Source organism: Kaistella yananensis, from assembly GCF_026107505.2.
Classification (GTDB): domain Bacteria; phylum Bacteroidota; class Bacteroidia; order Flavobacteriales; family Weeksellaceae; genus Kaistella; species Kaistella yananensis.
Genome location: NZ_JAPCHZ010000002.1, coordinates 215,270 through 240,669, shown reverse-complemented (window position 1 = coordinate 240,669; position 25,400 = coordinate 215,270). Strand labels below are relative to the sequence as shown.

Genomic DNA, 25,400 nt, shown 5'->3' with positions numbered 1-25,400 from the left:
AAACCTAAAATCTTAATCTGATGACCGAAAACATAGTAACCGAACGTCTTATTCTGAAGCCTGTTTCGGTCGTAGATGCTGAATTTATATATCAGCTGTATAACAGCCCGAGGTTCATCGAGTTTATTGGAGATAAAAACATACGCTCGGTGGCTGATGCGGAAGAATACATCAAGAACCGATTTTTGCCGCAGATTGAGAAATTAGGATACGGTAATTATGTAATCACCCAAAAAGACGACGGAAAGAAATTCGGAAGTGTGGGTGTTTTCGAACGAGAAGGACTAGATGTTCCCGATATTGGATTCTCGTTGCTGCCGGATTATGAAGGTAAAGGTTATGGATTTGAAGCCGCTTCGGCGTTGCTTGATAAGGCTTTCAAAGAATTTGGTTTGAAAAAAATATCGGCCATTACCAGTGATCCCAACCTATCTTCCCGAAAACTGATCGAAAAACTGGGTTTAACTTATAAAAAGAAAGTTCAGTTACCGAATGATCATGAGGAATTGAGGTACTATGAAATATAATTAAAAAAGGAAACACCGTAAGCGTTTCCTTTTTTTTTATAATGAAACTTTTTGACGCTCGCTTCGCTCGCGCCTTTCATTTTTAATTCGGCTTCCAGTCAACAACTGCGCGGATAAACGCTTCGGCGTTTTCTAATGGAATATTGGGTAAAATTCCGTGACCAAGATTTACAATATAACGGTCTTTTCCGAAACGGTTAATCATTTCGTGCACCATTTTGCGGATGGTTTCCGGAGAGGAATGGAGTCTTGTAGGATCGAAATTTCCCTGCAACGTCATCGTATGATTCGTTAAAACTCTGGCGAATTCAGGTTTTATTGTCCAGTCAACACCCAATGCCGAAACTTTAGACATCGTCATTTCTTCCAGTGCAAACCAACAGCCTTTACCGAAAACCACAACGTGACTCAGCGGGCTCAAAGCTTCAACAATCTGGTTGATATATTTCCAGGAGAATTCCTGATAATCTTCGGGAGACAGCATACCGCCCCAGGAATCGAAGACCTGTACGGCAGAAACACCTTTTTCTACTTTTCTTTTAAGATAAGCAATCGTAGTATCGGTAATCTTCTGTAATAATAAATGGGCAGTTTCCGGATTTTGGAAGCAGAACGTTTTAGCGATTTCAAAAGCTTTAGAGCCTTTACCTTCAACGCAATAACATAAAATCGTCCACGGTGAACCGGCAAAACCAATCAGCGGAATATTGTTATCCAACTTCTGCAGCGTCAGTTCGATGGCATCAAAAACGTAGCCTAAAGTGTCGTTTACATCAGGAACCACCACATTCTGCACTTCTTCTAACGTACGGATCGGATGGTCGAGCCAGGGACCAACGCCTTCCTTCATTTTAAAATCGATTCCCATCGCCTGTGGAACTACTAAAATATCAGAAAAAAGAATCGCTGCATCCAAAGGATATCTGCGGATCGGCATCATGGTGATTTCTGCGGCCAGCTCGGGTGTACGGCATCTGGTAAAGAAATCGTACTCATCTCGAAGTGCACGGAATTCGGGCAGAAATCTTCCGGCCTGTCTCATCATCCAAACCGGTGGTCTTTCAACGGTTTCGCCTCTTAATGCTTTTAAATAAAGGTCATTTTTAATCATAATATTTTTTTTGATCCTGATGGTTTGGCCTCACTGCTGTGTTCGGCAATTAAATTCAGCAAATCATCGAGATTACTTTCTTTACTGGTAAATATTGGGCTTTTAGTGAATTTTCTGATCTCTTTTTCCGTCGTTTCGCCGATGGAGAAAATCTTCACATTCTCCAGAGCATTAAACTTTGCAAAACTACGCACTCCGCTCGGACTAAAAAAACACACCGCATCATAAGCTCCGGAAAACTTCGGGTAAAGCAGTTGTGTCTCGTAAACGGGAATTTTTTTATAAGATATATTCTGCAGCGGCAGCGTTTTGTTCAGTACATCGAGTGCAAGATTCCCACAGAAATGAAGAAATTTTTCTTTGCTGCTGTTTTCAATAATAAATTCTGACAGCTCTTTGGCATGTTTGGTCACTTTGAATGTTCCGTAACCGTATTTCCGTAATTCTCTTTTGGTCGTGATTCCTACGGTATAAATCTTATTGTATTTCTTACTGGTAAAGTCTTCGTCAGCCTTAAAACCATTTTGGAAAAAGCTTTGTACGGCATTTACGCTGGTGAAAATCAACGATTTGTTTTTCAGGTCAAAAGATTCCACGGTCATGGGATTTATCTTGATGACATCCACAAAATCATAAGAAAAATGACTTCCTAACTTTTTGGAAATCATTATTTTACTGATTTTCTTGGTGAAAATAATCTTCATGTTTATATCGTCAGAAACTTAAATCTCACTTTTAATTTGATGCATCAACTCGCGTCCGCCGTTTTCCAGAACTTTTTGGGCTAAAGTTTTCCCAAAATTTTCATGTTCGTTCCACTCGAAGATTTCATCGGTTTCGATACAGTTTTTTCCGTCCAGTGAACATAATCTTCCAATAAAACGTACTTCGTTGCGCTCGTTAATTTCTGCAAAAGCACCAATTGGCGCGGTACATCCACCTTCAAGGGTGTTGAGGAAATTTCTTTCGATTTCAACACATATTTGGGTGGGTTTGTGATTGATGTGGCTGAAAATTTCTTTCATTTCTGCATTATCGCTTCGTCCGCAAATCGCTACAACTCCCTGTGCAGGTGCCGAAATCATGATCGGAAGATGCTCATAATGAACATCTAAACCCATTCGCTCAATGGCAGCGAGGGAAAACATGGTAGCGTCGAAATCGTTTTCTTCAAGTTTATTCAAACGGGTCTGTACATTCCCGCGAATATCTGAAAATTGGGTGTCGGGAAATTCTTTGCACCAAAAAGCACGTCGGCGTAGGCTGCTGGTTGCAATTTTCAGATCGTGGAGCTCCAGATTTTGTGCGTCTTTTTTTCTTACCAAGACATCCTGTGGATAATCGCGCTCTAAAACAGCGATGATTTCAATGTTTTCCGGAAGTTCAGTAGGAATGTCTTTTAAAGAATGTACCGCGATATCAATTTCGTTATTAAGGAGCGCTAAATCTAAATCTTTTGTAAAAATGCCGGTTATCCCTAATTTGTACAGCGGCTGGGTAAGATTTTTGTCACCCGTTGCAAGTACTGGAACGATATCGGTGGTATAGTTAAGATTCTGTAAGTTACGCGCCACTTCACGGGCCTGCCACATGGCCAGAGGTGAATTTCTGGTTCCTATTTTAATGCTTCTCATTGAATTCGTTATTAGGCTGTTCGACTAAAATTTCGTGCATTAACTTGCTGATTTCCTCGGCTTTCCAGGGATTATCAATGATATATTTTGCAAATCTGTTGGTGATTTTCTGAATCATTTTATTCGAAAGCTGCATATCTGTTACCTCAACATATTTATGTTTTTTGTGGATATTGTGCATTTCGTTGCGTTCCATATTTTTCAGAACCGCTTTAAAATGATGGATGTTAGGGGCCAGTTTTCTTTTCTTTTCCCATTCCAGAAAATCCTTGGTCATTTCCTTAATAATGCCTTCTGCTTTCGGGATTTCCTTTTGACGCTGAACCATTGTTTCGCTAATGTGCAGGGAAAGTTGGTCAACATCTACCAAACTTATATTTGTATTTTCGGTAATATTTTTTTCCACATTATTGGGAATTGAAAGGTCGATGACCAGCGTTTCTTTTCCTTTGGGGAAGTGGGTTTTGTTTATAATTGGGTGCTGCGCACCGGTAGCCACAATAAGAATATCGGTTTGGGCCAGTTCTTCCTGAAAATTCTCGAATTCGATATGTGGAATTTTATATTTTTCAGCAATTTTTTCAGCTTTGTCTGATGTTCTGTTGGCGATTTTTACTTTGGGTTTGTAAACGTGTTTCACGAGGTTTTCAACCGTGTTCTGGCCAATTTCTCCTACTCCTAAAAGCAGAATGTTCTTTTCAGAAATCTGAGGCTGATTTTTCAGAATATAGTGAACTGCTGCATAAGACACAGAAGCAGCACCGTTTGAAATTCCCGTTTCGTTTTTAATTCTTTTGGAAATCTGGATCGCTGAGTTAATCGCACGTTCTAAAAACGGATTGGAGTTTTTCTTTTCTTTTTTGAAACGGTGGTACGCGTTTTTTATCTGCCCGATGATTTCGAAATCGCCGATGATCTGGCTTTCGAGACCTGCAGCAACACGAAAAAGATGATTCAGTGCATCTTCATGTTTCAGGATGTTTACATACTGCATAAATTCCGTAAGGCTTACGCCGATTGTTTTGCAGTATAATTCGGCAATGAGAAGATAATTTTGTGATGTGGTATAAATCTCTGTACGGTTACAGGTAGAAACCACGAATGCGTCACCAAGATTTTCGTTGTGAATTTCGCCGACAAAATTTTTAATATTCTCATCAAAAAACGCAAATTTCCCCCGAGTTTCGGCATCAGCTTTTTCAAAACTGACACTTAGAACGGCAAAATTAGCGGTTTTGTGAATGTTGGTATCCTGATTCATAAAGCAACCGCAAATTTAAGACTTTAAATTGAATTGGCGAAGATTCTACAAGATGAACATTATCAGTAAAATATATGGTATGGAGATCAATTATTTCCGAATTTTCATTTAAAAATGAAATAATTAAGAAATAAAAAAGTTATTGTAGAATAGCTTTTAACTTTAATAAAATTTTAACCTAATTTAGTCTGAATCTAATTTTTAGAACGGTTCTAAATTTATATCTTTGTACACTTAAAAAAATCACGAAAAAAAATGGGTTTATTTGATATGTTCACGCAGGATATTGCGATTGACTTGGGAACTGCAAACACACTAATTATACATAACAATAAAATAGTTATAGATCAGCCTTCGATTGTAGCCATCGAACGTTCCAGCGGAAAACCAATCGCTGTTGGTGAAAAGGCAAAACATATGCAGGGTAAAACCCACGAAGACATAAAAACCATCAGACCACTGAAAGACGGCGTAATTGCTGATTTTCATGCATCTGAGCACATGATTAAGGAATTCATCAAACAAATTCCAGGTATCAAAGGAAAGCTTTTTCAGCCCACCTTAAAAATTGTAATCTGTATCCCTTCCGGCATTACCGAAGTTGAAAAAAGAGCCGTAAGAGATTCTGCACAAAAAGTAAATGCGAAAGAAGTACGTTTAATTTACGAGCCAATGGCAGCAGCGATTGGGGTAGGAATTGATGTGCAAAAACCCGAAGGTAACATGATTATCGATATAGGAGGTGGAACCACCGAAATTGCTGTAGTTGCTTTAGGAGGAATCGTTTGTGATAAATCAGTAAAAATTGCCGGCGATGTTTTCACCAATGATATTGCGTATTATTTAAGAACGCACCATAATTTATATATCGGAGAAAGAACTGCAGAAAGAGTAAAAATCGAAGTTGGTTCAGCGGTTGAAGATCTTGATGTTGAGATTGAAGATATTCCGGTTCAGGGACGTGATTTAATTACCGGTAAGCCAAAAGAAATTATGGTAAACTATAAAGAAATCGCAAGAGCTCTAGACAAATCTATCATCAGGATTGAAGATGCGGTAATGGAAACACTTTCGCTTACTCCGCCGGAACTTGCTGCTGATATCTATAAAACGGGAATTTATCTTGCAGGTGGTGGCGCTTTGCTGAGAGGACTTGCAGACAGACTTCACAAGAAAACAGGTTTGCCGGTTTTTGTGGCTGAAGATCCTTTGAGAGCTGTAGTTCGCGGAACAGGTATCGCCCTTAAAAATATGGATAAGTTCAACTTTCTGATTAAATAATTTATAACTTTTACGACATTAACAGATGGGATTTTTGCTGCGATTATTTTCGAAGAACGGTTTATTCGTCTTCTTTATATTTCTGCAGCTTATCGCTTTGGTATTGATTTTCAGTAGAAACTCCATGCAGCAGTCGTGGCTTGCGGGCCAAACTGCGGCGTTAAATTCCTGGGTTTCGGGATATATCGATGAAGGCACCTCTTATTTAAAGCTTAAGCAGATTAATGACCAGCTGGTAGCGCAAAATAAGTTGCTCATGGAGCAGGTTTATGGGAAAAATTCTGGTGTTCCAGTTTTTAGAAAAGTTCATGATACCATTGGTGGCGGGCAAATCTATACTTTTGTAGACGGAGAGATCGTGTTCAACAGTATTAACCGCAAGGATAATTACTTCACCATCAACCGCGGGAAACGTGATGGTGTTTTTCCTCAGATGGGCGTAATGGCTCCAAAAGGGATCGCCGGAATCGTGATTAATTCCACGGATTCTTATGCTTTAGTGCAGTCTGTGCTGAGTTTAAATAAAATCAAGATTAATGCGTCGCTTAAAAAATCCGGATATTTCGGGACTTTAACCTGGAAGGGCGAAGATTCGAGGATCATGCACCTCTCTGATGTTCCGAAATATGTACCGTTGCAAATTGGCGACACGGTGGTAACCGACGGGAAATCAGCAATATTCCCACAAGGAATTACCATTGGAAAAGTTTCTGGCTACGAAGTTGACAGCAAAACAGGGTTTTGGGATATTTCTGTAGAACTGACTGAGAAAATGGGAAATCTCAGCAAAATATATGTGGTGAAAAACCTGAAGAAAGCTGAGGTTCAGAGAATTCAGGATACTTTGCAGGCTACCATAAAGAGAGAAAAATGATAAGCAGAACACTTTTTACAGATATCCTGATAATTGTTTTCCTGGTGGCATTACAGATTTTTGTGCTGAACCGGATTGCACTTTTCGGAAAATATACACCGGTGCTTTATCCTGTGTTCATCATGTTTTATCCGTTTTTCAGAAATAAATTTCAGTTTCTGGCCCTGAGTTTCATCTTGGGACTCAGCATTGATGCATTTCTATATACGTGGGGAATTAATGCTTTTGCTACCACGCTTATTGCCTATTTCCGCACCTTAATTTTCCGGACTTCTACGGATACTTCCACAGACTTCTTTTCTTTCCAGTCTTTGCAGTGGTCGCAATATTTTTTCTTTATCCTATCGAGTATTTTCCTGCACCAGCTGTTGGTTCAGTATATTGAATTTTTTAAATTCAGTAGATTTTTCGAAATCTTCATGAATGTTTTGGCAACAAGCGCCATTTCCTTTATATTTATACTGATGTACGCGCTGGCCTTTAGAATCAAACAGAAAGTTTAACGTTATTATTGCATAAAGAAACCTTGCCTAAAGGTTATTCACAGACACATGAAATCGCAGTATCTGAAAATCACCGTATTATTAACCTTCCTGGCCATTATATTTATTGCCAGGCTTGCATACCTGCAGCTTTTTACGGACCGTTATGCATTAAACGCAGCCAACACTTCAATTAAAACAGAATATATTATTCCGCAGAGAGGTGTTATTTTCGACAGAAACGGAAAAATAATGGTGGGTAATCAGCCTTCCTACGAAATTTCGTTTACCGAAGCTTTAATAAAACCCGATTTCGATACACTTGATTTCTGTAATCTTATGAGAATAAGCAAGCAGGATTTTATTAAAAGAGTTAACGCGATTAAGGCCGAAAAATATTATTCGAAGCTTACTCCCATGACTTTTATGAAGAATTTGAGCAGGGAAGAAATCGCAAGAATTCAGGAAATCATTTTTAAATATCCTGCCTTCAGCATCGTTTCAAGACCTCAGCGACAGTACGAGGTTTCTACTTCGGGCAACCTTTTGGGTTATACCAATGAGGTAAACGAGCGTGATATTAAGAAAGATTCGCTTTATTATCTTCCGGGAGACTTTATAGGAAAAACTGGTGTCGAAAAATCCTATGAAAAGGAATTGCGCGGTGAAAAAGGCGTGCAGTATATCCAGAAAGACATCCGTTTGCGAAGTATTGGTTCCTATAAAAACGGTGCTTTAGATAAAGAAGTAATTACCGGAAAAGACATCACCCTCACCATCGACTACGATTTGCAGAAAATGGCCGAAGAAATGCTTGTGAACAAGCAGGGCGCTATTGTTGCACTGGATCCTACAAATGGTGAAATCTTGGTTATGGCTACCGGCCCCGATATTGACCCCAATTTATTTACCGGTCCCGATAAAACGAAAAACCTTTACCGTCTTCAGATGGATACCATCTATAATAACCGGCCAACGTTTGACAGGTCGGTTCAGGCCGCGTATCCGCCGGGTTCAACTTTCAAACTTCTTACAGCCGCGGCGGCAATGCAAATGGGCGTTATGGATGAAAATACCATCTTCCCCTGTGGCGGAGGATTTAATTACCGGGGCTTAAGAGTGAAGGGGCATGGTGGTGCTGATCCTTTAGTGCCAGCGATTCAGGTTTCCAGTAACTGTTATTTTTCTTATGCCTTTATTGCAATCATGAATAAATATCCCGGCAACCCAAGTAAAGGAGTTGATGAATGGAAAAAAATAATGAGCAGTTTCGGGTTAGGTGAATACCTGAATAATGATATTGCCGTTGGCTCCAAAGGGAGAATCCCAAGCGGGGCATTTTACGAAAAAAGAAGTGGTGGTAAAAAAGACTGGAGTTCTGCTTACACCATGAACGGCTCCATCTTCAACGGAATGGGACAGGGCGATGTACTTCTTACCCCATTACAAATGGCGAATGCTACGGCTGCTATTGTGAATAAAGGCTGGTACTATACGCCCCATATTGTAAAATCAATCGACGGAAAACCAAATCCTGATCCAAGATTTAAAGTAAAACACAAAACCCTGGTAGATCCGAAACATTTTGGACCGATCATGAAGGGAATGGAAGCTGTAGTAACCGGCGGAACCGCAAGAAGTTTAAAGTCAAATGAATTCACCATGCTCGCTAAAACCGGTACAGCACAGGTTCCGCAGGGAAAAGATAACTCAATATTTGTTCTTGCAGCACCAGCCGAAAACCCGAAAATTGTTATTGCAGCGGTGATGGAACACGCAGGTTTTGGCGCAACATGGGCCGGGCCGGCAGCTACAGCAATTGCAGAGAAGTATTTAACCGGAGAGCTTAAGCGGGAACACCTTTATAATAAACTTATAAACGCGAGTTTTATGCCTGAATATAAAAGACAATGGGTTGTTGATCTGAAAAGAAAAGGTCTTTATAAAGAGCCCAATAAAGATTCTCTGAAAATAGAATCTATTGAAGACAGCCTGAAATTCATCAAAAATGACCAAATCAGAGCAAGACTGATTTACAAAAGAGATTCTCTTCGCACAAGATTAAAAACACAAAGCTCTAAAAAATGAAGTGGACAGAAGGATTAGATAAACTCAGCCTGTTTCTGTATCTCGCAATCTCGCTTTTTGCAGTTGCGAACATTTACAGTGTTGATGAAGGTTTAGGAAAGAAACAGTTTATTTTCTTGTGCTTATCACTCGTGGTGGGACTCATTATTTTTGTTATGAGGACTAAATTTTTCGAGAATTTTGCCAGTATCATCTACGTATTTGGAGTTTTGCTTTTGATAGGTCTTTTTCCTTTCGGAACTGAAATTTTGGGACAGAAAAACTGGTATAAATTCGGCGGTTTTACCATGCAGCCCGTTGAATTTGCCAAAATTGGCGTTGCTTTAATGCTCGCAAATTATGTTTCAGGACCAGATTTTAACATTTCAACACGCAAGTCGCTTCTCACAGCACTTGTTATTATTGGGATCCCGGCGCTGGTGGTTTTAATGATTCCGGATGTTGGCTCGCTGCTTGTATTTACTGCTTTTTTTATTGCCCTTTTCCGGGAAGGATTAAACGGATGGCTTTTCGGAGTTGGCGGTATTCTCGCAGGTGTTTTCCTTTTGGCTCTGGCTGTTGATCCGCTTTATCTGATTATTGGGATTGCGGTAATTTATGGATTGATAATTTTCGCCAACTATTACAAAATTCACTGGAATGTATTTTCCATGGCTGGAATCCTTGGCTCGTTACTGCTCTTATGCGGAATTGCTTACGGATCACCTAAGATACTTGAAAAAATGCCCAAACACCAGCGCGAAAGAATTGAAGTTCTTTATAAAGGTGAAAAAGCGTTCCGAGACACGTCGGGTTATAATTTACTTTATTCAAAAACTGCGATCGGTTCCGGAGGGTTTTTCGGTAAAGGTTATAAAGAAGGTTCTGTTACCCAAGGGAAATTCGTTCCGGAACAGGAAACCGATTATATTTTCTGTACAGTGGGAGAAGAGTGGGGGTTCTTCGGAGCTTCGCTTTTGGTTATTTTCTACGCGGTTTTTATCGGCAGAATCTATTATCTGTCAGAGAAACAGAAGTCGGCTTTTAACCGCGTTTTCGGGTATTCCTTTGCATCAATTTTATTAATGCACTTTGCCATAAATCTCGGGATGGTGATGGGGCTTTTCCCTACAGTTGGGATTCCGCTGCCGTATTTCAGTTACGGTGGAAGTTCACTGTTGGCATTTTCTATCATGACATTCATCTTCTTTAAACTGAATTACGCAGACCGAAACAGTTTGGTATAATCTCTTGTTGACCACAGTCCTAATCAATGCATTTCTTTCTAAATAACGCGCAAGGAAGGTATTATTTCAGTTTTAAATATCAATAATTAAAGTTTGAGTTTCAGACATAAAAAAAACTGCCTAAAATTGGCAGTTTTTTATGATCAATTATTTATTTTTAATTATTTGCAAGGTTGTTATTGAAGGTTTCCGGAGAAATTATTCTTTTTGCAAACCTGTATTTTGGTCCCCAATACGAATCATTAAGTGAAGAAATCATTACCCCTCTTGAAGTTGCGGCATGAATAAATTTAACATCTCCCTCTTCAGTTACATTTTCTACGATTCCCACATGAGAGATTCTTCCTCTACCCTGCGAAAAGAAAACAAGATCACCTTTCTGAAGATTGCTTTTCTCAACTTTTTCACCTTCCTGGGCCTGTGATGCAGCAACTCTTGGTAAAGTCATGCCTGTAGCAGCGCCGAAAACTGAAAGTACGAATGCTGAACAGTCGATTCCTCTTCTGGTCATCCCTCCATATTTATAAGGTGTACCTAAGTAAGATTCAGCTTCAGTTAAGAGATCATCAATTTTTTTGGTGAATCTTACTGTTTTTGCAATCTCATCATTCTTTAATGTAGCCTCCATTGATCTTGCTGCTGCAAGTTTTTCATCACTAAAGCTGCTAAGTAATTGAGCTTTTGCCGTTTCTAATTTTTTGTTATCGATTGATGCAAGTTTGGCATCTGATTTGTATTCATTTGTGTAGGTTGTTGGGGTTGATACAACGTAATTCGTAACGCATGATTGTAATGAAAATGTAGCCGATACAGCAACTAAATAATACAGAACTCTTTTCTTCATATATATTTGATTATCTGTGTTAAATTGAGATACTTCGTTTTAAATGCAAAGCAAAATTAGGTATTCGAGTTAGATAGGGGGTGAAAACACCCTTTTTGAAAACCCAGTTTAACACTTTTTAACACTTTTCTTTGCTATGTTAAAGAAAAATAAACCGCAATCCCTTTATTTTAGAGATTGCGGTTTTATTTTTTTTAAGATTTGTTAACATTTATACAAAGCATCTATAATCTACATTAGATTTCTCTATAATCAGAAATAAGAAAGACCTGAAACAAACAGGTCTTTTTTTGAAAATTTTATCTTGTAAAAAGCAGTTCTCTGTACTTGGTCATTGGCCATAATTCATCATCTACAACCATCTCCAGGGCATCCGAAGAATCTCTTATTTTTTCGAATCTTGGCTTCACATCATTACAGAATTGGGTTGCGCTTGCTTGCGGGTCCTCTACTGACTTGGCATTTTTAATAGCTGCAAGAAGCGCATCAGCCTCAACTTTAATAATCGACACATGCTGAGAAATTTCTGCAATCATATTCATCTGTTCTTTTGCGAGATCCTTGAATTCTTTATCACCGAAAATTTCTTTAATGCCCTTTACGTTTTCGATAAGTCTGTTCTGGTACTTAAGTGCGCACGGAATAATGTGGTTGCGTGCAATATCAGCCAAAACTGTTCCTTCAATTGCAATTACCGTTGAATATTTTTCGAGTTTAATTTCGTTACGAGCTTCAATCTCGCGATGGGTATAAATGCCCAGTCCTTCGTACAAATCAATAAACTTTTGGTCGAGTTCTTTTGTTAGTGCTTCAGGTGTGGTTTTCAGATTATTTAAGCCTCTTTTTGCGGCTTCTTCGGCCCATTCTTCAGAATAGCCGTCACCTTCAAACATAATATTCTTCGATACCTTAATATACTCTCTTAAAATATTGAAGATTGCTTCATCTTTTTTCAGCCCATCTTCGGTAATGAGTTTATCAACTTCAATTTTAAACGATTGCAGCTGTTTTGCGACGATGGAGTTCATCACCGTCATTACTTCCGCACAGTTTGCAGAAGAACCCACTGCCCGGATCTCAAATTTGTTTCCGGTGAATGCGAAGGGTGAAGTTCTGTTTCTGTCAGTATTATCAAGTAAAATTTCAGGAATTTTACCTACAACATTTAGTTTAAGTTCGGTTTTTTCTTCCGGCGAAAGTTTTCCGTCGGTTACTTTTTCAAGTTCTTCCAAAACACCGAAAAGTTGGGTTCCGATAAACGCTGAGATAATCGCAGGAGGTGCTTCGTTTGCCCCCAAACGGTGATCGTTGCTGGCCGAAGCAATACTTGCCCTTAAAAGATCTGCATAATCGTGTACAGCCTTCAAAGTATTCACAAAGAAAGTGAGGAACTGCAGATTCTTTTTTGGGTTTTTTCCCGGCATCAAAAGGTTCTCTCCTGTGTCTGTTGCCAAACTCCAGTTGTTGTGCTTCCCGCTTCCGTTAACTCCGGCGAATGGTTTTTCATGAAAAAGAATATGGAAGTGATGCTTGTGTGCTACTCTTGCCATAATATCCATTAATAAGGAGTTGTGATCTACTGCAACGTTTACTTCCTCAAACATTGGCGCAAGTTCAAACTGGTTTGGCGCAACTTCATTGTGTCTTGTGGTCACAGGAATTCCTAACTTCATACATTCAATTTCCAGCTCCTTCATGAAATTCATCACACGGGTAGGTATGGAGCCGAAATAATGGTCATCAAGCTGCTGCCCTTTTGCCGGCGAATGTCCCAATAAAGTTTTTCCTGTGATCACTAAATCCGGACGTGACTGATAAAGAGCGGAATCTACCAGGAAATACTCCTGCTCCCAACCCAGAGTTGGAATCACCTTTGTAACATTTTTATCGAAATAAGACTTACAAATATCCGTAGCAGCCTCGTCAAGCGCATGAAGTGCTCGTAACAAAGGAGCCTTGTAATCCAAAGTTTCGCCGGTATACGAAATAAAAATTGATGGTATACAAAGTGTTGTCCCCATAATAAATGCCGGTGAAGTAGGATCCCAAGCGGTGTAACCTCTTGCTTCAAAAGTATTTCTGATTCCCCCGTTCGGGAAAGAAGAAGCATCGGGTTCCTGTTGAATGAGCATTCCGCCGGAGAATCTTTCAATAGCCCTGTCGCTTTCAAAGGGAGTAAAAAACGAGTCGTGTTTTTCCGCGGTGGAACCGGTTAGTGGCTGAAACCAGTGGGTGTAGTGCGTTACTCCTTTGCTCAGCGCCCAGTCTTTCATGGCAACGGCAATCTGGTCGGCAACATCACGCTGAATTTTCGTTCCTCTCTTTATTGCATTCTGAATTGAAGTAAATGCTTCCTTGGTCAAATATTCCCTCATGGTTTCCTCTGAAAACACATTCTGGCAGAAAAGTTCTGATAATTTTGCAGGAACTGTAACTGCATTATCTCTTCTGAAATCTGTAAAAGATAACATTTCTAAAGCCTTAAATCGTAATGATGACATAATTGGGTTGTTTTTGATGGGGGTAAAATTACAAAAAAATAGAAAACTAAGAGAAAAAATGTAAAAATTATAGGGGTCATTTATAAAAAAAGATTAATTCAATGAGTTTTGATTGATTAATTAAAAAACAGTTAATCTTATCATAATCCTATAAATGCAGCAAATTTGAGAGATATGTGCTATATTTGCCAAAAGATACACTATGGTAAATTCACGTGCACGGGAAACTACAGAAGCTATTGAAAGGCTTTATGTTTCAATGCGACACTTATTCTATCGCGGTTTTTTCAAACCATCCGGGATCTCCGGCGAAAGTCTCCGATCTTTGTTAATGACCATCAACCCTGAAATTTATGGAACCATGGGTGTTCCCAATAAAATAGAGTTGGATGGATTGCTGTATGTTCTGGACCGTTTGCCCGAAGGAATCGAAGAATGTTCATTTATTCACTTAACTTCAGATGAAGGCTTTGAAAAAGGCAGCTTTGAGGTAATTGTTCCGAAGAAAAGACGGAGAAACTGTTACCGTATCGATCAGCACCAAATGAACATTGAGGTGCTTCTGGGTCGTTCGGAAATTTACGATATCCTTACCCACCTTACCTTCTTGTATATAGAAGCTGATAAAATCATGAACCTTGCGTTTGTTTCTGATGAAAACGACAGGCCGACACGCGCCTGGAGAATCATCGAAGAAGTGGCAAAAGGTGAGAAAAAATTCAGCCGTAAAGAAAAAGAGGTAGCGCTGATTCATCTTTCTTCTCTCTTAGGAAGAACTTTCGACGAAACACTTAACGCTTATAATAATTTTGGCGACGATGCCAACCCAGACAGACTTTTCAAAATTATTTATCACCTTGGAAACGAAAGTTTCAATGACAATAAAAAGATTAGAGAGCGAGAAGTGCATTTCTCTGCAATCCTCCGCGAAAGGGTTGGGCATCATTTCTTTGGTGAAAAATGGGCCAATAAAGTAAAAGAAGTTCTGGCAGAAAATAATCTGCAGATGAGACCTTTGCACATTATCTCCGCAAATATGCACTCGGTAAAGAATATGCTTTACGCCAATGATGCATTAGGGAAAAAGTCGACGAAAGATGTCGATTTTAAACTTTACGAAGAAATTTCCAACAAAAAATCGCTTCAGGAAAAAGTTCTTACCCATTCCCAAAAAGCCGGATTAATCTACATCGACGATCAAAGCGGAAGTAATATTGATGTACAGATCATCGATTTGGCAAAAACCAACTTAGAAAACACGCCGTTCGGAGGGATTAAATTTTCCGGTGACGATGTGGTGATGGTTTTCGATTATGCTTTTGGTGAACAGGCTTACGAAGTGATGGATGAACTTCTTCGTCCGTACGACTACAACGGCGAAATTTACACCATGAAAGTGAAATCCATCTCCATCATGGGTAAAGCCGGCATTCTGATGGGCGGAAAAGGCGATATTATGATACCGACTTCACATGTTTTCGAAGGAACCGCAGATAATTATCCGTTCGAAAATGCATTGACGCTTGCTGATTTCGAAGACGATGAATTACAGGCTTTTGAAGGCGGAATGGTTACCGTTCTGGGAACTTCGCTTCAGAATAAAGATATTTTAAGGTATTTCATGGATACGTCCTGGAAAGCCATCGGTCTCGAAATGGAAGGAGCGCATTACCAGAAAGCCATTCAGGTGGCCTCGAAAATCCGTCATCACATCTCCGAAGATCTTTTTGTAATGTACGCTTATTATGCTTCCGATAATCCTCTGGAAACCGGTTCTACGCTTTCTTCCGGCGGACTTGGACTTACAGGTGTGAAACCCACGTATTTAATTACACTGAGGATTTTAGAGAAAATCCTAAACAGCGGAAAAGTTGCCGATAAAAAATAAAATTCTAAACCCATTTATACCCTTTCAGAATCCCTGAAAGGGTTTTTTATTTCGGTTATGTAATGAATTCGTTTCCATGTTTTTTAAAATTCATATCTTTCCCCTTCAAAAATTTATTTAAAGATGAACAAAGGATTTCTTGTTATTCTCACTTTCGTTTTCGGAATACTTTCAGCACAGCAAAACGCCTACTACCAGCAATTTGCCAAATACAAAATGGATATTGATGTAGATGCGCCAAATTTCACCTACAAAGGTGCGCAAACTTTAACCTACACCAATAATTCACCCGACGAACTGAACGTAGTTTATTTTCACCTTTATTGGAATGCCTTTAAACCCGGCTCGATGATGGATCAGCGTGTACAGAATCAGGGAAAAAACGGAGACTCGAGATTGCAGATTAACGGGATTTCGCGACTTGCTTCAATACCGAAAGGCGAAGAAGGCGCCCAGAATATTCACTGGATTAAGCAGAACGGAAAAAATCTGAAGTTCGAAGTTCAGGAAACGATTATGAAAGTGGAACTTAACACGCCGCTGAAGCCTAATTCAACCACAACATTTACGATGGAATGGGATGCGGTGATTCCTCATCAGATTCGCCGTGCCGGAAGAAACAACCGCGAAGGAATTGATATGACAATGACGCAGTGGTATCCAAAAATTGCTGAGTACGATTACGATGGATGGGCGACATTTGATTATATCGGCCGCGAATTTCATGCACCGTTTTCTGATTTTGATGTTTCGATTAAAATTGACAAAGATTATGTAATTGGTGCCGGCGGAACTTTGGAAAACCCACTTGACGTGAAAGGTTACGATCCAAAAGCAAATATAAAAGCCGACAATAAAAACAAAGCAACCTGGCGCTGGACAGCCAAAAACCTCCTCGATTTTGCGTGGGCTGCCGACAGAGATTATACCGTGGAGGAATTCACGATTTTAGATGGACCGAAAGTGTATTACGTGTACCAGAAATCGGAAAAAACCAAACTCTGGGAAGAATCAAAACCTTATGTGACTAAATTTTTCCAGCTGATGAATGCAGCTTTTGGGCAGTATGTTTATCCGTCGTACTCTTTCATCCAGGGCGGTGACGGCGGAATGGAATACGGAATGTGTACCATGATTTTAGGAGAAGGAAGATCGCTTGAAGGATTAGTGGGATTAATGGTTCATGAAGGCGGCCATTCTTACAACCAGCAGATTTTAGCATATAACGAAAGCGTGAGACCATGGATGGATGAAGGTTTTACCAGTTATTATGACGATTATGTAATGCACCAGTTATTTCCGCCGAAAGAACCGGTTGCGAATCCGTTTGTGGGATCCATCAAATCGTATGTAAACTTTACCAAAACCGGCAAAGAGGAACCTGCGGTTTGGCTGGCAGACCATCACGACGACGGGCGGGCTTATTCTATCGCATCTTATGTAAAAGGCGATTTGTTTTTGGTACAGTTGGGCTATATCATGGGCGAACAGAACCTGTCTTTAGTAATGAAAGAATTCTACAGCCAATGGAAACTTAAGCATCCTACAGACCGGGATTTTATGCACATCGCACAGAAAATTTCGGGGATGGATCTGAAGTGGTTTCACCATTATTGGATTAATACCACCAATACCATCGACTATGCCGTGAAAAATATTGAGTATGGTACAGCTTCCACTACCATTACCTTAGAAAATAAAGGAAAAATCCCAATGCCGGTAGATTTCTCGGTCATGACTAAAGACAAAAAGGTGATTAACTATCATGTTCCGCTGAATATGACCCATACCTGGAAGAGTAAAGATATCTACGGTAATTTTACCACACTTAATTACTGGCCTTGGACGCAGAAAGAATACACGGTTACCGTTCCGTACACCAAAGACCAGCTTTCGGTAGTGGGAATCGATTTCTCACAACGTATGGCTGATGTGAATCCTGAAGATAATTTCGTTGAGGTGAAGTAATATTTAAAACTGTTTTCCAATGACTTCAATTGTAATTAATATTGGGAATACCAATATCAGGTTTGGGCTTTTTGATGATGAAAACTGCGATGTTTCCTGGATTCTTAATACAAAACCATACCGCACGAGCGACGAACTGCAGATGCAGTTTATGATGATGTATCAGACTCATAAGATCAATGCCGGGAATATCGACAAAATCATCATCGGGTCTGTAGTTCCTCAGCTCACGTATGATATTACCCGTGCAATTCAGAAAATTCATGGGAAAAAACCTGTAATTGTAGACCGTAACACCCATTCTGGTGTTCAGCCGAAGTCCAAACAAATGGGTACAGATATTTATGCCAACCTCGTTTCCGCACACCATCTTTATCCGGAAGGGAAAAAAATTATTTTTGATTTTGGTACCGCTTTAACCGCAAGCTGCATTGATGAAACAGGCGAAACTTTAGGCGTAATCATCGCGCCGGGAATTATCACATCACTCAATTCACTGATTCATGACACCGCACAACTGCCTGAAATTGAACTCGTAAAACCTAAAAAAGTATTGGGGCTAGATACCGTTTCCTGTATGCAGAGTGGTATGGTTTACGGATTTCTGGGAATGGTAGAAGGTTTTATCGACCGTATAAACGAAGAAGTTGAAGAAGACTGTTTCGTGGTCGCTACCGGCGGTGTTTCGCATGTTTACAAGCCGCTTACCGAAAAGATTCATGTGGCAGACCGCCTGCACACGCTGAAAGGTTTATTTTATTTAGGAAGGGATCTGTAAAGTTTCGGAGAGATTATCTTTTATTCTGAAAGAAATCTTTTACAATCTGCGAGCATTTGGCTTCCAGCACATCCAGCACAATTTCTGTTTTGGGATGGAGGGAAAGATTCTTATTGATAAAGCCGCGCTGTTCGTCGCGCGCACCGATGACCACCTTGGAAATCTGCGACCAGTTCAATGCGCCGCAACACATTATGCAAGGCTCCAGTGTGACGTACATGGTGCAGTTTCTCAGATATTTACCGCCCATAAAATTAGCAGCCGAAGTGATGGCCTGCATTTCTGCGTGCGCCGTAACATCATTCAGTGTTTCGGTAAGGTTGTGCGCTTTTGCAATAACCCGATTATTCGAAACAATAACGCAGCCGACAGGAACCTCGTCTTTTTCCAAAGCAACTTGAGCTTCCTGCAGGGCCATTTTCATGTAATATTCGTCAGTAAACATCTGGCAATTTTTTAAACTAAAAAAGGTTCAGTACAAAACTAAACCTTTTTCACTATATAATTTTATTTGTCTAAAAACGGTAACCAATTCCGAGCATTCCTTTTCCGGTTATCGCGGTATCATATTTTTCATCCATTCCAAATCTTCTGGCGATTCCCATACTTGCCTCAAACAAAATATTTTTACGGGCTACCCATTTTCCACCGAAACCCACTCCAATGCCTACCGTGGTATTATTGTCTTCCTTTTGGGTGGAAGAGTTGTAGCCAGGGCCTACATAATAATCGTAGTAGGTGTCTTTCGTCATAGTAACGGGTACAAAGCCTTCAACAAAGAATCCCGACGCGTATTTCTTCCCGAAATACATTCTGTAATAGGGCGAAATTTGCGTCATGCTGTAGTCGTCGTCGCTGTTATTTCCCAGATAGAACATTCCGTTGATACCGATTCCTGAGTTTTCGTTAAGCAGCCGCTCATAAGATACATTCAGCATGGGAGCAGCGATAAGTTCGATCGGGCTGATCATAATATCATTCATCCGGACACTTTCCGTTGCTGTTTCCTGTGACTGTAAAGTAATGACGCTGCAAGAAAACGCAACCGTGAGTAATAATTTCTTCATTTTATATTTTTTCTAAAGATAGGATAATTATCAATCCAAGAGGCAGAATCTGGAAGTTCCTTTAGTCAAAACTCATGGATAAGGGAAGTCGGAACCGATAGCGGACAGGAGTTCCGTTGATAATGGCCGGGGAAAACTTTTCGGGCAGAAGATACATGGCGATTTCCGCCTGGCGGTTGAAGGTGAAATTTTCGCCCTGAGCCTGCACATTTGCAATGCTCCCGTCCTTTTCTACAACGAAAACAACATTTGTTTTTAACAATTTCTGATCAGGAAGAACCGAATCGGTATAGAATAAATCAGCGATCTGTTTTCTTAAAGTTTCGAAACCTCCGGGATACTGGGCTTCCTTATTCAGGTCCTCTTTTTTCGGATTTAAACGAAGTTCCGGCAGATTTTTAACGTTAATTTTTTCTAAATCCTCGCGGTTTTTTACTTTGATTAAAGTTCCTATGAAAGCGGTGTTCTGAATACTGTCGAGCTTTACCATAAACTCCGAAAAGTCTTTTTTGATCGCTATTTTTTGCGTGATATCTTTTTCGTTATCAAATTTTCTCTTGAATTCACTATTCAGCATAAATCTTTGATAATCGAAATAGTCTTTCGCACTTTTGAATTCATCATTTTGTTGCGCGAAAGAAAGATTCATGCAGAAAAATAAAATCAGATAAAATAATTTTCGAGTCACTATTTTGCTTAATATGAGTGTAAAAATAGTTAAAATATCCGATACGTTTGAAGAGGAATTTTCGCGGGAGATTCCCCAATATGAAGTCCGTTCCTGTTATGATTTGAAATTAGAGACTTTATCATCCAATTCTTTAATATCTTTTTTAATTTCCAAGAACATGCTTTTTATTCCTGTATCATAAGACTGGTTGGGTTTGTAATCCTGTGGCAAAATTCCGCGCACATAACGCCAGATTTCCACAAGATCCTCGAGAGCGATTTCGTACGGCGGATAAAAGGGGTTGTCAGCAGATACGGTGACAGAAGAGGAATTTACCGCCACTAAAGTTTTATAAGTGATTCCCTGTGGGGTTACAAAAATGTATTCCTTCTCGGGTTTCAGGTCTGCAATATTTTCTACATACTCGCCAATCACATAAGATCCGTCAGCAAATGGCGGCATGGAGTCTCCATCAGCCAGAAATCCGCGGAACTTTCCATGTTTCAGAAACGGAAGATTCATGCGCTGCAGACTTTCCATATATTCCGGATCGCTGTACCCATTTAGATAGCCCATGGAAGCTTTCTGCGGTACAATTTCAATAAAATTATTGCCGTGCTGATCGACTACTACCGGCAAAACAATCCGGTTATCGGGCAGCTTCATCATTCCTTCCAAAGGATATTTCCGGATGTCCACCGTTAGGAGCAAATCAATACTGATGTGGAAAAACTTGGATATCTTAATGAGGATTTCATACGGTGGCTCCGAGCGGCCACTTTCATATTTCGAATAGCGATCGCGACTAATTCCGAGCTTATCTGCGAACCCTTGTTGAGCTAAATCCTTCTTACCTCTTAAAAACCTGATGTTATCTGAAAAAACTGACATTGGGACAAATTGTATCCACAAATATAATGATTTTGGGACAAATAGTGTATAATTTTGCGTCATGAATCATGCAATTGCACATATGGATTTGGATGCGTTCTTCGTTTCCTGCGCGAGGCTTCAGAACAGCGATCTGAAAGGTATTCCCCTGATCATAGGTGGTGGCGAGCGAGGTGTAGTGGCATCATGTTCATATGAAGCCCGATATTTTGGTGTGCGCTCGGCGATGCCGATCCAGATGGCGCTGAAACTTTGTCCCGATGCAAAAGTGGTGAAAGGTGATTATGAAATGTTCTCGAAATTATCACATGATGTCACCGAAATTATTCAGCAGCGCGTTCCCGTGATGGAGAAAGCAAGTATTGATGAATTTTATCTGGATCTTACCGGAATGGATAAATTTTTCGGCTGTTACCAGTGGACTCAGGAAATTGCATCACAGGTAACTAAGGAAACCGGATTGCCGATCAGTTTTGCACTTTCTGTGAATAAAACCGTTTCGAAAATCGGAACCGGAGAATCCAAACCTTCCGGTAAGCTTGAAATTAATGAATCCCAGATTAAGCCATTCCTTAATCCACTTTCCATCCGGAAAATCCCAATGGTTGGCGAAGCGACCTTTCGCTTGCTCTCAAGAATCGGCATCCGGACCATTAAAACCCTTTCCGAAATGCCGGTATTAGCCCTTCAGCAGATGATCGGAAAAAATGGAACCGAGCTCTGGAGAAAAGCCAACGGAATCGATGAAACCCCTGTAATTCCTTATTCAGAAAGAAAATCAATTTCAAAAGAACATACTTTTTCCAATGATACTATTGATGTGTTTGCCATAAGAAGTCTGATTTCGGGAATGGCGGAAGAACTCGCTTACCAGTTGCGCAAAGAAAAATGGCTCACTTCCACCGTGGTCATCAAAATCCGTTATGCCAATTTCGATACGGAGACCAAACAATGCAAAGTGGCTTATACTGCAGCAGATCATACCCTTTCGCGGATTGCTAAGGATTTGTTTAATAAAATCTATACCCGCAGAATGCGCCTGCGTTTGGTTGGTTTACGGTTTACCGGCTTGGTACACGGCAGTCACCAGATGAATCTTTTTGAAGATACCGAAGAACTGATGAACCTTTACCAAACCATGGACCGTATTAAGAACCGCTTTGGCGCTGATGCCGTGAGACGGGCTTCAGGGTTTGATTTCTCGGACGGAACTGCAGATGCCCCAAAAATATATAAATAATGTTCCTGAACTGTCATTCATATCACAGTTTGCGCTACGGCACACTCTCCGTTGAGGCACTGGTACAGCAGGCGTACAAATCAGGAACTAAAGAATTAGTTTTAACGGATATTAATACCGTTACCGGAATTTATGAATTCAAAAAAGAGTGCGAAAACTATGGCATCAAACCCATCGCAGGTGTTGAAGTAAGAAAAGAAAACAAACTGTTATACATTGCTGTGGCAAAAGAGTTCAGCGGGATTGGAGAAATCAACCGCGTACTGACCGCACACAATTGTGATGGCGAGGAACTCACGGAAAAAGCGCCCCCGTTTGAACAGGTTTTTGTGATCTATCCAATCAATAACATTCCGGAAACGCTTCAGGAACATGAATTTATCGGTTTACGCGAGGAAGAATTAAACTTAATGATCCGTCCGGAGTTGATGAGCCGAACCTACAAAATGGTAATTCTGCATCCAGTAACGTTCAGTACCAAAAAAGAATATCATTTACATCGGGTTTTAAGGGCGATTGAAAATAACACTTTGCTTTCTAAACTTTCTGACGAAGACATCTGTAGCAAAACAGAATATCTGAAATCTGAAGCAAGTATCATTCAATCATTCGAGCGGTATCTCGAAATCATCAGAAATACAAAGAAAATTCTCTCCGAATGCAGTTTTGAATTTGCCTACAAGGAACGCGGAAGCACTGAAAACAAAAATAAAAAATACTTTACCAGTTCTCAGGAAGAAGACATGAAACTTCTGACAAGACTGGCTTATGAAGGTTTGCAGAAAAGATATGGCAATAACGAAGCGGCTCAGAAAAGAGTTGAAAAAGAACTTAAAGTAATTGGTGACCTCAAATTTTCCGCCTACTTTCTCATCACCTGGGATATCGTTCAATACAGCAACAGCATGGGATTTATGCATGTCGGACGGGGAAGTGGAGCCAATTCTATCGTAAGTTACTGTTTGGGAATCACCGATATCTGCCCGATAGAACTGGATCTTTATTTTGAACGTTTTCTGAATCTTAACCGAACCTCGCCGCCGGATTTTGATATCGACTGGAGCTGGCAAAACAGAGACACCATCCTGGAATATATTTTTAATAAATACGGAAAAGATCACGTTGCGTTTTGCGGAACAAATGTCGAATTCAAATACCGTTCGATATTCCGGGAAGTGGGGAAAGCCTTTGGTCTGCCCAAAGAAGAGCTTGATGATCTTGCGACAAAACCGATGGAAACCCATGATGGCAACAAAGTCGTAAAACTCGTTCACAAATATGGTAAACTTCTGGAAAAATTCCCCAACCAGAGAAGTATGCATGCCTGCGGAATTCTGATTTCCGAAGAGCCTATTACGAATTACTCTGCCTTGGAAATGCCTCCAAAAGGATTTCCGATCGTTCAGTTTGATATGCATGTGGCTGAAGACATAGGGCTCGAAAAGTTTGATATTCTTTCTCAGCGGGGCTTGGGAACCATCAGCGACACGGTGGAACTCATTAAAAAAAACCGTGGAATTGAGGTGAATATCCGGGATACTTCTATTTCTAAAGATGAAGCGGTGTGTAATGAGTATTTGGCAACAGGAAAAACAATAGGATGTTTTTATATAGAAAGCCCGGCAATGCGCGGACTTTTAAGGCGTTTAAAATGCAGTGATTACAGAACTTTAGTGGCTGCCTCTTCCATCATCCGGCCGGGTGTCGCGCAAAGCGGAATGATGAAGGAATATATTTTCCGTCACAACAATCCCGATCAGTTTGAATATTTTCATCCTGTATTTGAAGAAAATCTGAAAGAAACCTACGGAATCATGGTTTATCAGGAAGATGTGATTAAAATTGCGCAGTATTTTGGCGGACTCAGCCATGCTGATGGTGATATTCTGAGGCGTGCCATGAGCGGAAAAGAAAGATCGATTCAGAAACTGAATGAAGTGAAAAACAACTTTTTTGAATCGTGCAAAAATCAGGGACATTCGGAACAGATGACTACGGAAGCTTTCCGACAGATTCAGTCTTTTGCGGGATATTCGTTCTGCAAGGCGCACTCGGCGTCTTATGCGGTAGAAAGTTACCAGAGTTTATATCTAAAGGTTTATTATCCGCTGGAATTTATGGTTTCGGTCATTAACAATCAGGGTGGTTTTTACCGGACCGAAGTTTATGTTCACGAAGCGAAAATGTCGGGCGGAATCATTCAGAATCCCTGTGTTAATTCCAGTGAATTTCAGACTTCACTGCAGGGAAAAAATATTTTTCTCGGATTCATGCACCTTCAGTCACTTGATACCAAAATTGCGCAGCTTATCTCTGAAGAACGGGAGAGAAACGGAAATTATCAATCATTGGAAGATTTTATCCGACGCATTCCGATTGGGATTGAAGGAGTACAGATTCTGATTTTTATCGGCGCTTTCCGGTTTACCGGTAAACAGAAAAACGAACTTCTCATTGAAGCAAGATTGCTGCTCATTAACTTCAAGCCCGAAAACAGAGGTAGAATGCTTTTTGAAGAACCTGTTCAGGACTATCATCTACCGGAGTTGAAAAGGGATTTTTTTGAAGATGCTTTTGATGAGATCGAAATCCTGGGATTTCCGGTTTCCTACACACCGTTTGACCTTCTGGAAACCAAATACAGAGGTTCTGTTTTTGTGAAAGATCTTTTGAAAAATCATAAAAAACAGGTAAAAATGTTGGCGTATCTGATTTCCCGAAAACACGTGCCAACCAAAAAAGGAAATATGTTTTTCGGCACCTGGATCGACGTGAACGGCGATTATTTCGACACGGCGCATTTTCCGGATTCTCTGAAGCAGTACGATTTTATGGGTGGCGGCTGTTATCTGCTGTTGGGAACGGTTGAGGTAGATTATCATTTCCCGACCATAACCGTCATTAAAATGGCTAAAATGCCGATGATTCCCGATCCGCGTTACGCTTACCACAAAGAGAAGCAGTACGATATTCACCGCCAGATCAAAGAAGATGTGAGCATGACGTTCCGGAAGCCTTATCCTCAGGAACATGAAATCGGTTTACCGCGGCATAAAATCAGTTAAATTA

Annotated in this window: 21 protein-coding genes; 11 read left to right on the top strand and 10 right to left on the bottom strand. The window is 40.2% G+C overall.

All coding sequences use genetic code 11. The annotated features are described in order from the left end of the window. The first annotated feature begins 20 nt into the window (after positions 1-20). Positions 21-527 (top strand): GNAT family N-acetyltransferase, encoded by a 507-nt coding sequence (locus tag OK344_RS05360; protein ID WP_265143810.1) that lies wholly within the window; start codon positions 21-23, stop codon positions 525-527. 82 nt (positions 528-609) lie between these two features. Here OK344_RS05360 and hemE read toward each other — a convergent pair whose 3' ends face one another. The 4 genes from hemE to hemA are packed head-to-tail and all read right to left on the bottom strand — an operon-like array spanning position 610 to position 4,533. Beyond that, a complete protein-coding gene (gene hemE, locus OK344_RS05355) occupies positions 610-1,638 on the bottom strand; it encodes a uroporphyrinogen decarboxylase (RefSeq protein WP_265143809.1) in 1,029 nt (342 codons plus the stop codon). Continuing rightward, a complete protein-coding gene (locus OK344_RS05350) occupies positions 1,635-2,342 on the bottom strand; it encodes a uroporphyrinogen-III synthase (protein ID WP_265143808.1) in 708 nt (235 codons plus the stop codon). Before OK344_RS05350 ends, hemE begins: the two co-directional genes overlap by 4 nt. A gap of 18 nt (positions 2,343-2,360) precedes the next feature. Continuing rightward, positions 2,361-3,272 carry a hydroxymethylbilane synthase gene (gene hemC, locus OK344_RS05345; RefSeq protein WP_265143807.1) on the bottom strand — a complete coding sequence of 304 codons (912 nt, stop codon included), beginning with the start codon at positions 3,270-3,272 and terminating at the stop codon, positions 2,361-2,363. Beyond that, the gene (hemA, locus tag OK344_RS05340; RefSeq protein WP_265143806.1) at positions 3,259-4,533 is read right to left on the bottom strand and encodes a glutamyl-tRNA reductase; all 1,275 of its coding nucleotides are present in this window, start codon (positions 4,531-4,533) and stop codon (positions 3,259-3,261) included. Before hemA ends, hemC begins: the two co-directional genes overlap by 14 nt. Before the next feature lie 255 nt (positions 4,534-4,788). Here hemA and OK344_RS05335 point away from each other — a divergent pair, with 255 nt between their 5' ends. From OK344_RS05335 to rodA, 5 genes are read left to right on the top strand one after another with little or no spacing between them, the layout of a single operon-like run. Then, entirely contained in the window at positions 4,789-5,814 is a 1,026-nt protein-coding gene (locus OK344_RS05335; protein WP_088468342.1) for a rod shape-determining protein, read from the top strand. Positions 5,815-5,839: 25 nt separating this feature from the next. Continuing rightward, a complete protein-coding gene (gene mreC, locus OK344_RS05330) occupies positions 5,840-6,688 on the top strand; it encodes a rod shape-determining protein MreC (RefSeq protein ID WP_265143805.1) in 849 nt (282 codons plus the stop codon). Continuing rightward, positions 6,685-7,191, top strand: coding sequence for a rod shape-determining protein MreD (locus OK344_RS05325; RefSeq protein ID WP_265143804.1), 507 nt, complete (start codon positions 6,685-6,687; stop codon positions 7,189-7,191). The genes mreC and OK344_RS05325 overlap by 4 nt, the downstream gene beginning before the upstream one ends. A 48-nt stretch (positions 7,192-7,239) precedes the next feature. Further along, entirely contained in the window at positions 7,240-9,258 is a 2,019-nt protein-coding gene (locus tag OK344_RS05320; RefSeq protein ID WP_265143803.1) for a penicillin-binding transpeptidase domain-containing protein, read from the top strand. Next, entirely contained in the window at positions 9,255-10,484 is a 1,230-nt protein-coding gene (gene rodA, locus OK344_RS05315; protein WP_265143802.1) for a rod shape-determining protein RodA, read from the top strand. The genes OK344_RS05320 and rodA overlap by 4 nt, the downstream gene beginning before the upstream one ends. Before the next feature lie 157 nt (positions 10,485-10,641). On the opposite strand, the gene OK344_RS05310 is transcribed toward rodA, so the two are convergent. Continuing rightward, a complete protein-coding gene (locus OK344_RS05310; protein WP_265143801.1) occupies positions 10,642-11,328 on the bottom strand; it encodes a C40 family peptidase in 687 nt (228 codons plus the stop codon). A gap of 299 nt (positions 11,329-11,627) precedes the next feature. After that, entirely contained in the window at positions 11,628-13,829 is a 2,202-nt protein-coding gene (locus OK344_RS05305; RefSeq protein ID WP_088468336.1) for a glutamine synthetase III family protein, read from the bottom strand. A 202-nt stretch (positions 13,830-14,031) separates the two neighbouring features. Here OK344_RS05305 and OK344_RS05300 point away from each other — a divergent pair, with 202 nt between their 5' ends. The 3 genes from OK344_RS05300 (at position 14,032) to OK344_RS05290 (ending at position 18,463) form a co-directional block, all read left to right on the top strand. Next, entirely contained in the window at positions 14,032-15,717 is a 1,686-nt protein-coding gene (locus OK344_RS05300; RefSeq protein WP_265143800.1) for a DUF6909 family protein, read from the top strand. Between the two features lie 123 nt (positions 15,718-15,840). Further along, positions 15,841-17,685 (top strand): M1 family metallopeptidase, encoded by a 1,845-nt coding sequence (locus OK344_RS05295; protein ID WP_265143799.1) that lies wholly within the window; start codon positions 15,841-15,843, stop codon positions 17,683-17,685. Between the two features lie 19 nt (positions 17,686-17,704). After that, positions 17,705-18,463: a type III pantothenate kinase gene (locus OK344_RS05290; RefSeq protein WP_265143798.1), complete on the top strand. Its 759-nt coding sequence runs from the start codon at positions 17,705-17,707 to the stop codon at positions 18,461-18,463. A 13-nt stretch (positions 18,464-18,476) separates the two neighbouring features. On the opposite strand, the gene OK344_RS05285 is transcribed toward OK344_RS05290, so the two are convergent. The 4 genes from OK344_RS05285 to OK344_RS05270 all read right to left on the bottom strand — a co-directional run bounded on the left by OK344_RS05285 (position 18,477) and on the right by OK344_RS05270 (position 21,091). After that, positions 18,477-18,908, bottom strand: coding sequence for a nucleoside deaminase (locus tag OK344_RS05285; protein ID WP_265143797.1), 432 nt, complete (start codon positions 18,906-18,908; stop codon positions 18,477-18,479). 70 nt (positions 18,909-18,978) lie between these two features. Further along, entirely contained in the window at positions 18,979-19,530 is a 552-nt protein-coding gene (locus OK344_RS05280; RefSeq protein WP_265143796.1) for a DUF3575 domain-containing protein, read from the bottom strand. A gap of 61 nt (positions 19,531-19,591) precedes the next feature. Beyond that, positions 19,592-20,179, bottom strand: a complete 588-nt coding sequence (locus OK344_RS05275) for an energy transducer TonB (RefSeq protein ID WP_265143795.1) — start codon at positions 20,177-20,179, stop codon at positions 19,592-19,594. A gap of 135 nt (positions 20,180-20,314) precedes the next feature. Further along, on the bottom strand, positions 20,315-21,091 hold the full coding sequence (locus OK344_RS05270; protein WP_265143794.1) for an XRE family transcriptional regulator: 777 nt from the start codon (positions 21,089-21,091) through the stop codon (positions 20,315-20,317). 61 nt (positions 21,092-21,152) lie between these two features. Here OK344_RS05270 and dinB point away from each other — a divergent pair, with 61 nt between their 5' ends. Then, on the top strand, positions 21,153-22,331 hold the full coding sequence (gene dinB / locus OK344_RS05265) for a DNA polymerase IV (protein WP_265143793.1): 1,179 nt from the start codon (positions 21,153-21,155) through the stop codon (positions 22,329-22,331). After that, positions 22,331-25,396, top strand: a complete 3,066-nt coding sequence (locus OK344_RS05260; protein ID WP_265143792.1) for a DNA polymerase III subunit alpha — start codon at positions 22,331-22,333, stop codon at positions 25,394-25,396. Before dinB ends, OK344_RS05260 begins: the two co-directional genes overlap by 1 nt. Positions 25,397-25,400 lie beyond the last annotated feature (4 nt).

Bases quoted from the DNA above. Each gene is read 5' to 3' on its own strand.
- OK344_RS05360 (WP_265143810.1), top strand. From the start codon at position 21: ATGACCGAAAACATAGTAACCGAACGTCTTATTCTGAAGCCTGTTTCG.
- hemE (WP_265143809.1), bottom strand. From the start codon at position 1,638: ATGATTAAAAATGACCTTTATTTAAAAGCATTAAGAGGCGAAACCGTT.
- OK344_RS05350 (WP_265143808.1), bottom strand. From the start codon at position 2,342: ATGAAGATTATTTTCACCAAGAAAATCAGTAAAATAATGATTTCCAAA.
- hemC (WP_265143807.1), bottom strand. From the start codon at position 3,272: ATGAGAAGCATTAAAATAGGAACCAGAAATTCACCTCTGGCCATGTGG.
- hemA (WP_265143806.1), bottom strand. From the start codon at position 4,533: ATGAATCAGGATACCAACATTCACAAAACCGCTAATTTTGCCGTTCTA.
- OK344_RS05335 (WP_088468342.1), top strand. From the start codon at position 4,789: ATGGGTTTATTTGATATGTTCACGCAGGATATTGCGATTGACTTGGGA.
- mreC (WP_265143805.1), top strand. From the start codon at position 5,840: ATGGGATTTTTGCTGCGATTATTTTCGAAGAACGGTTTATTCGTCTTC.
- OK344_RS05325 (WP_265143804.1), top strand. From the start codon at position 6,685: ATGATAAGCAGAACACTTTTTACAGATATCCTGATAATTGTTTTCCTG.
- OK344_RS05320 (WP_265143803.1), top strand. From the start codon at position 7,240: ATGAAATCGCAGTATCTGAAAATCACCGTATTATTAACCTTCCTGGCC.
- rodA (WP_265143802.1), top strand. From the start codon at position 9,255: ATGAAGTGGACAGAAGGATTAGATAAACTCAGCCTGTTTCTGTATCTC.
- OK344_RS05310 (WP_265143801.1), bottom strand. From the start codon at position 11,328: ATGAAGAAAAGAGTTCTGTATTATTTAGTTGCTGTATCGGCTACATTT.
- OK344_RS05305 (WP_088468336.1), bottom strand. From the start codon at position 13,829: ATGTCATCATTACGATTTAAGGCTTTAGAAATGTTATCTTTTACAGAT.
- OK344_RS05300 (WP_265143800.1), top strand. From the start codon at position 14,032: ATGGTAAATTCACGTGCACGGGAAACTACAGAAGCTATTGAAAGGCTT.
- OK344_RS05295 (WP_265143799.1), top strand. From the start codon at position 15,841: ATGAACAAAGGATTTCTTGTTATTCTCACTTTCGTTTTCGGAATACTT.
- OK344_RS05290 (WP_265143798.1), top strand. From the start codon at position 17,705: ATGACTTCAATTGTAATTAATATTGGGAATACCAATATCAGGTTTGGG.
- OK344_RS05285 (WP_265143797.1), bottom strand. From the start codon at position 18,908: ATGTTTACTGACGAATATTACATGAAAATGGCCCTGCAGGAAGCTCAA.
- OK344_RS05280 (WP_265143796.1), bottom strand. From the start codon at position 19,530: ATGAAGAAATTATTACTCACGGTTGCGTTTTCTTGCAGCGTCATTACT.
- OK344_RS05275 (WP_265143795.1), bottom strand. From the start codon at position 20,179: ATGAATCTTTCTTTCGCGCAACAAAATGATGAATTCAAAAGTGCGAAA.
- OK344_RS05270 (WP_265143794.1), bottom strand. From the start codon at position 21,091: ATGTCAGTTTTTTCAGATAACATCAGGTTTTTAAGAGGTAAGAAGGAT.
- dinB (WP_265143793.1), top strand. From the start codon at position 21,153: ATGAATCATGCAATTGCACATATGGATTTGGATGCGTTCTTCGTTTCC.
- OK344_RS05260 (WP_265143792.1), top strand. From the start codon at position 22,331: ATGTTCCTGAACTGTCATTCATATCACAGTTTGCGCTACGGCACACTC.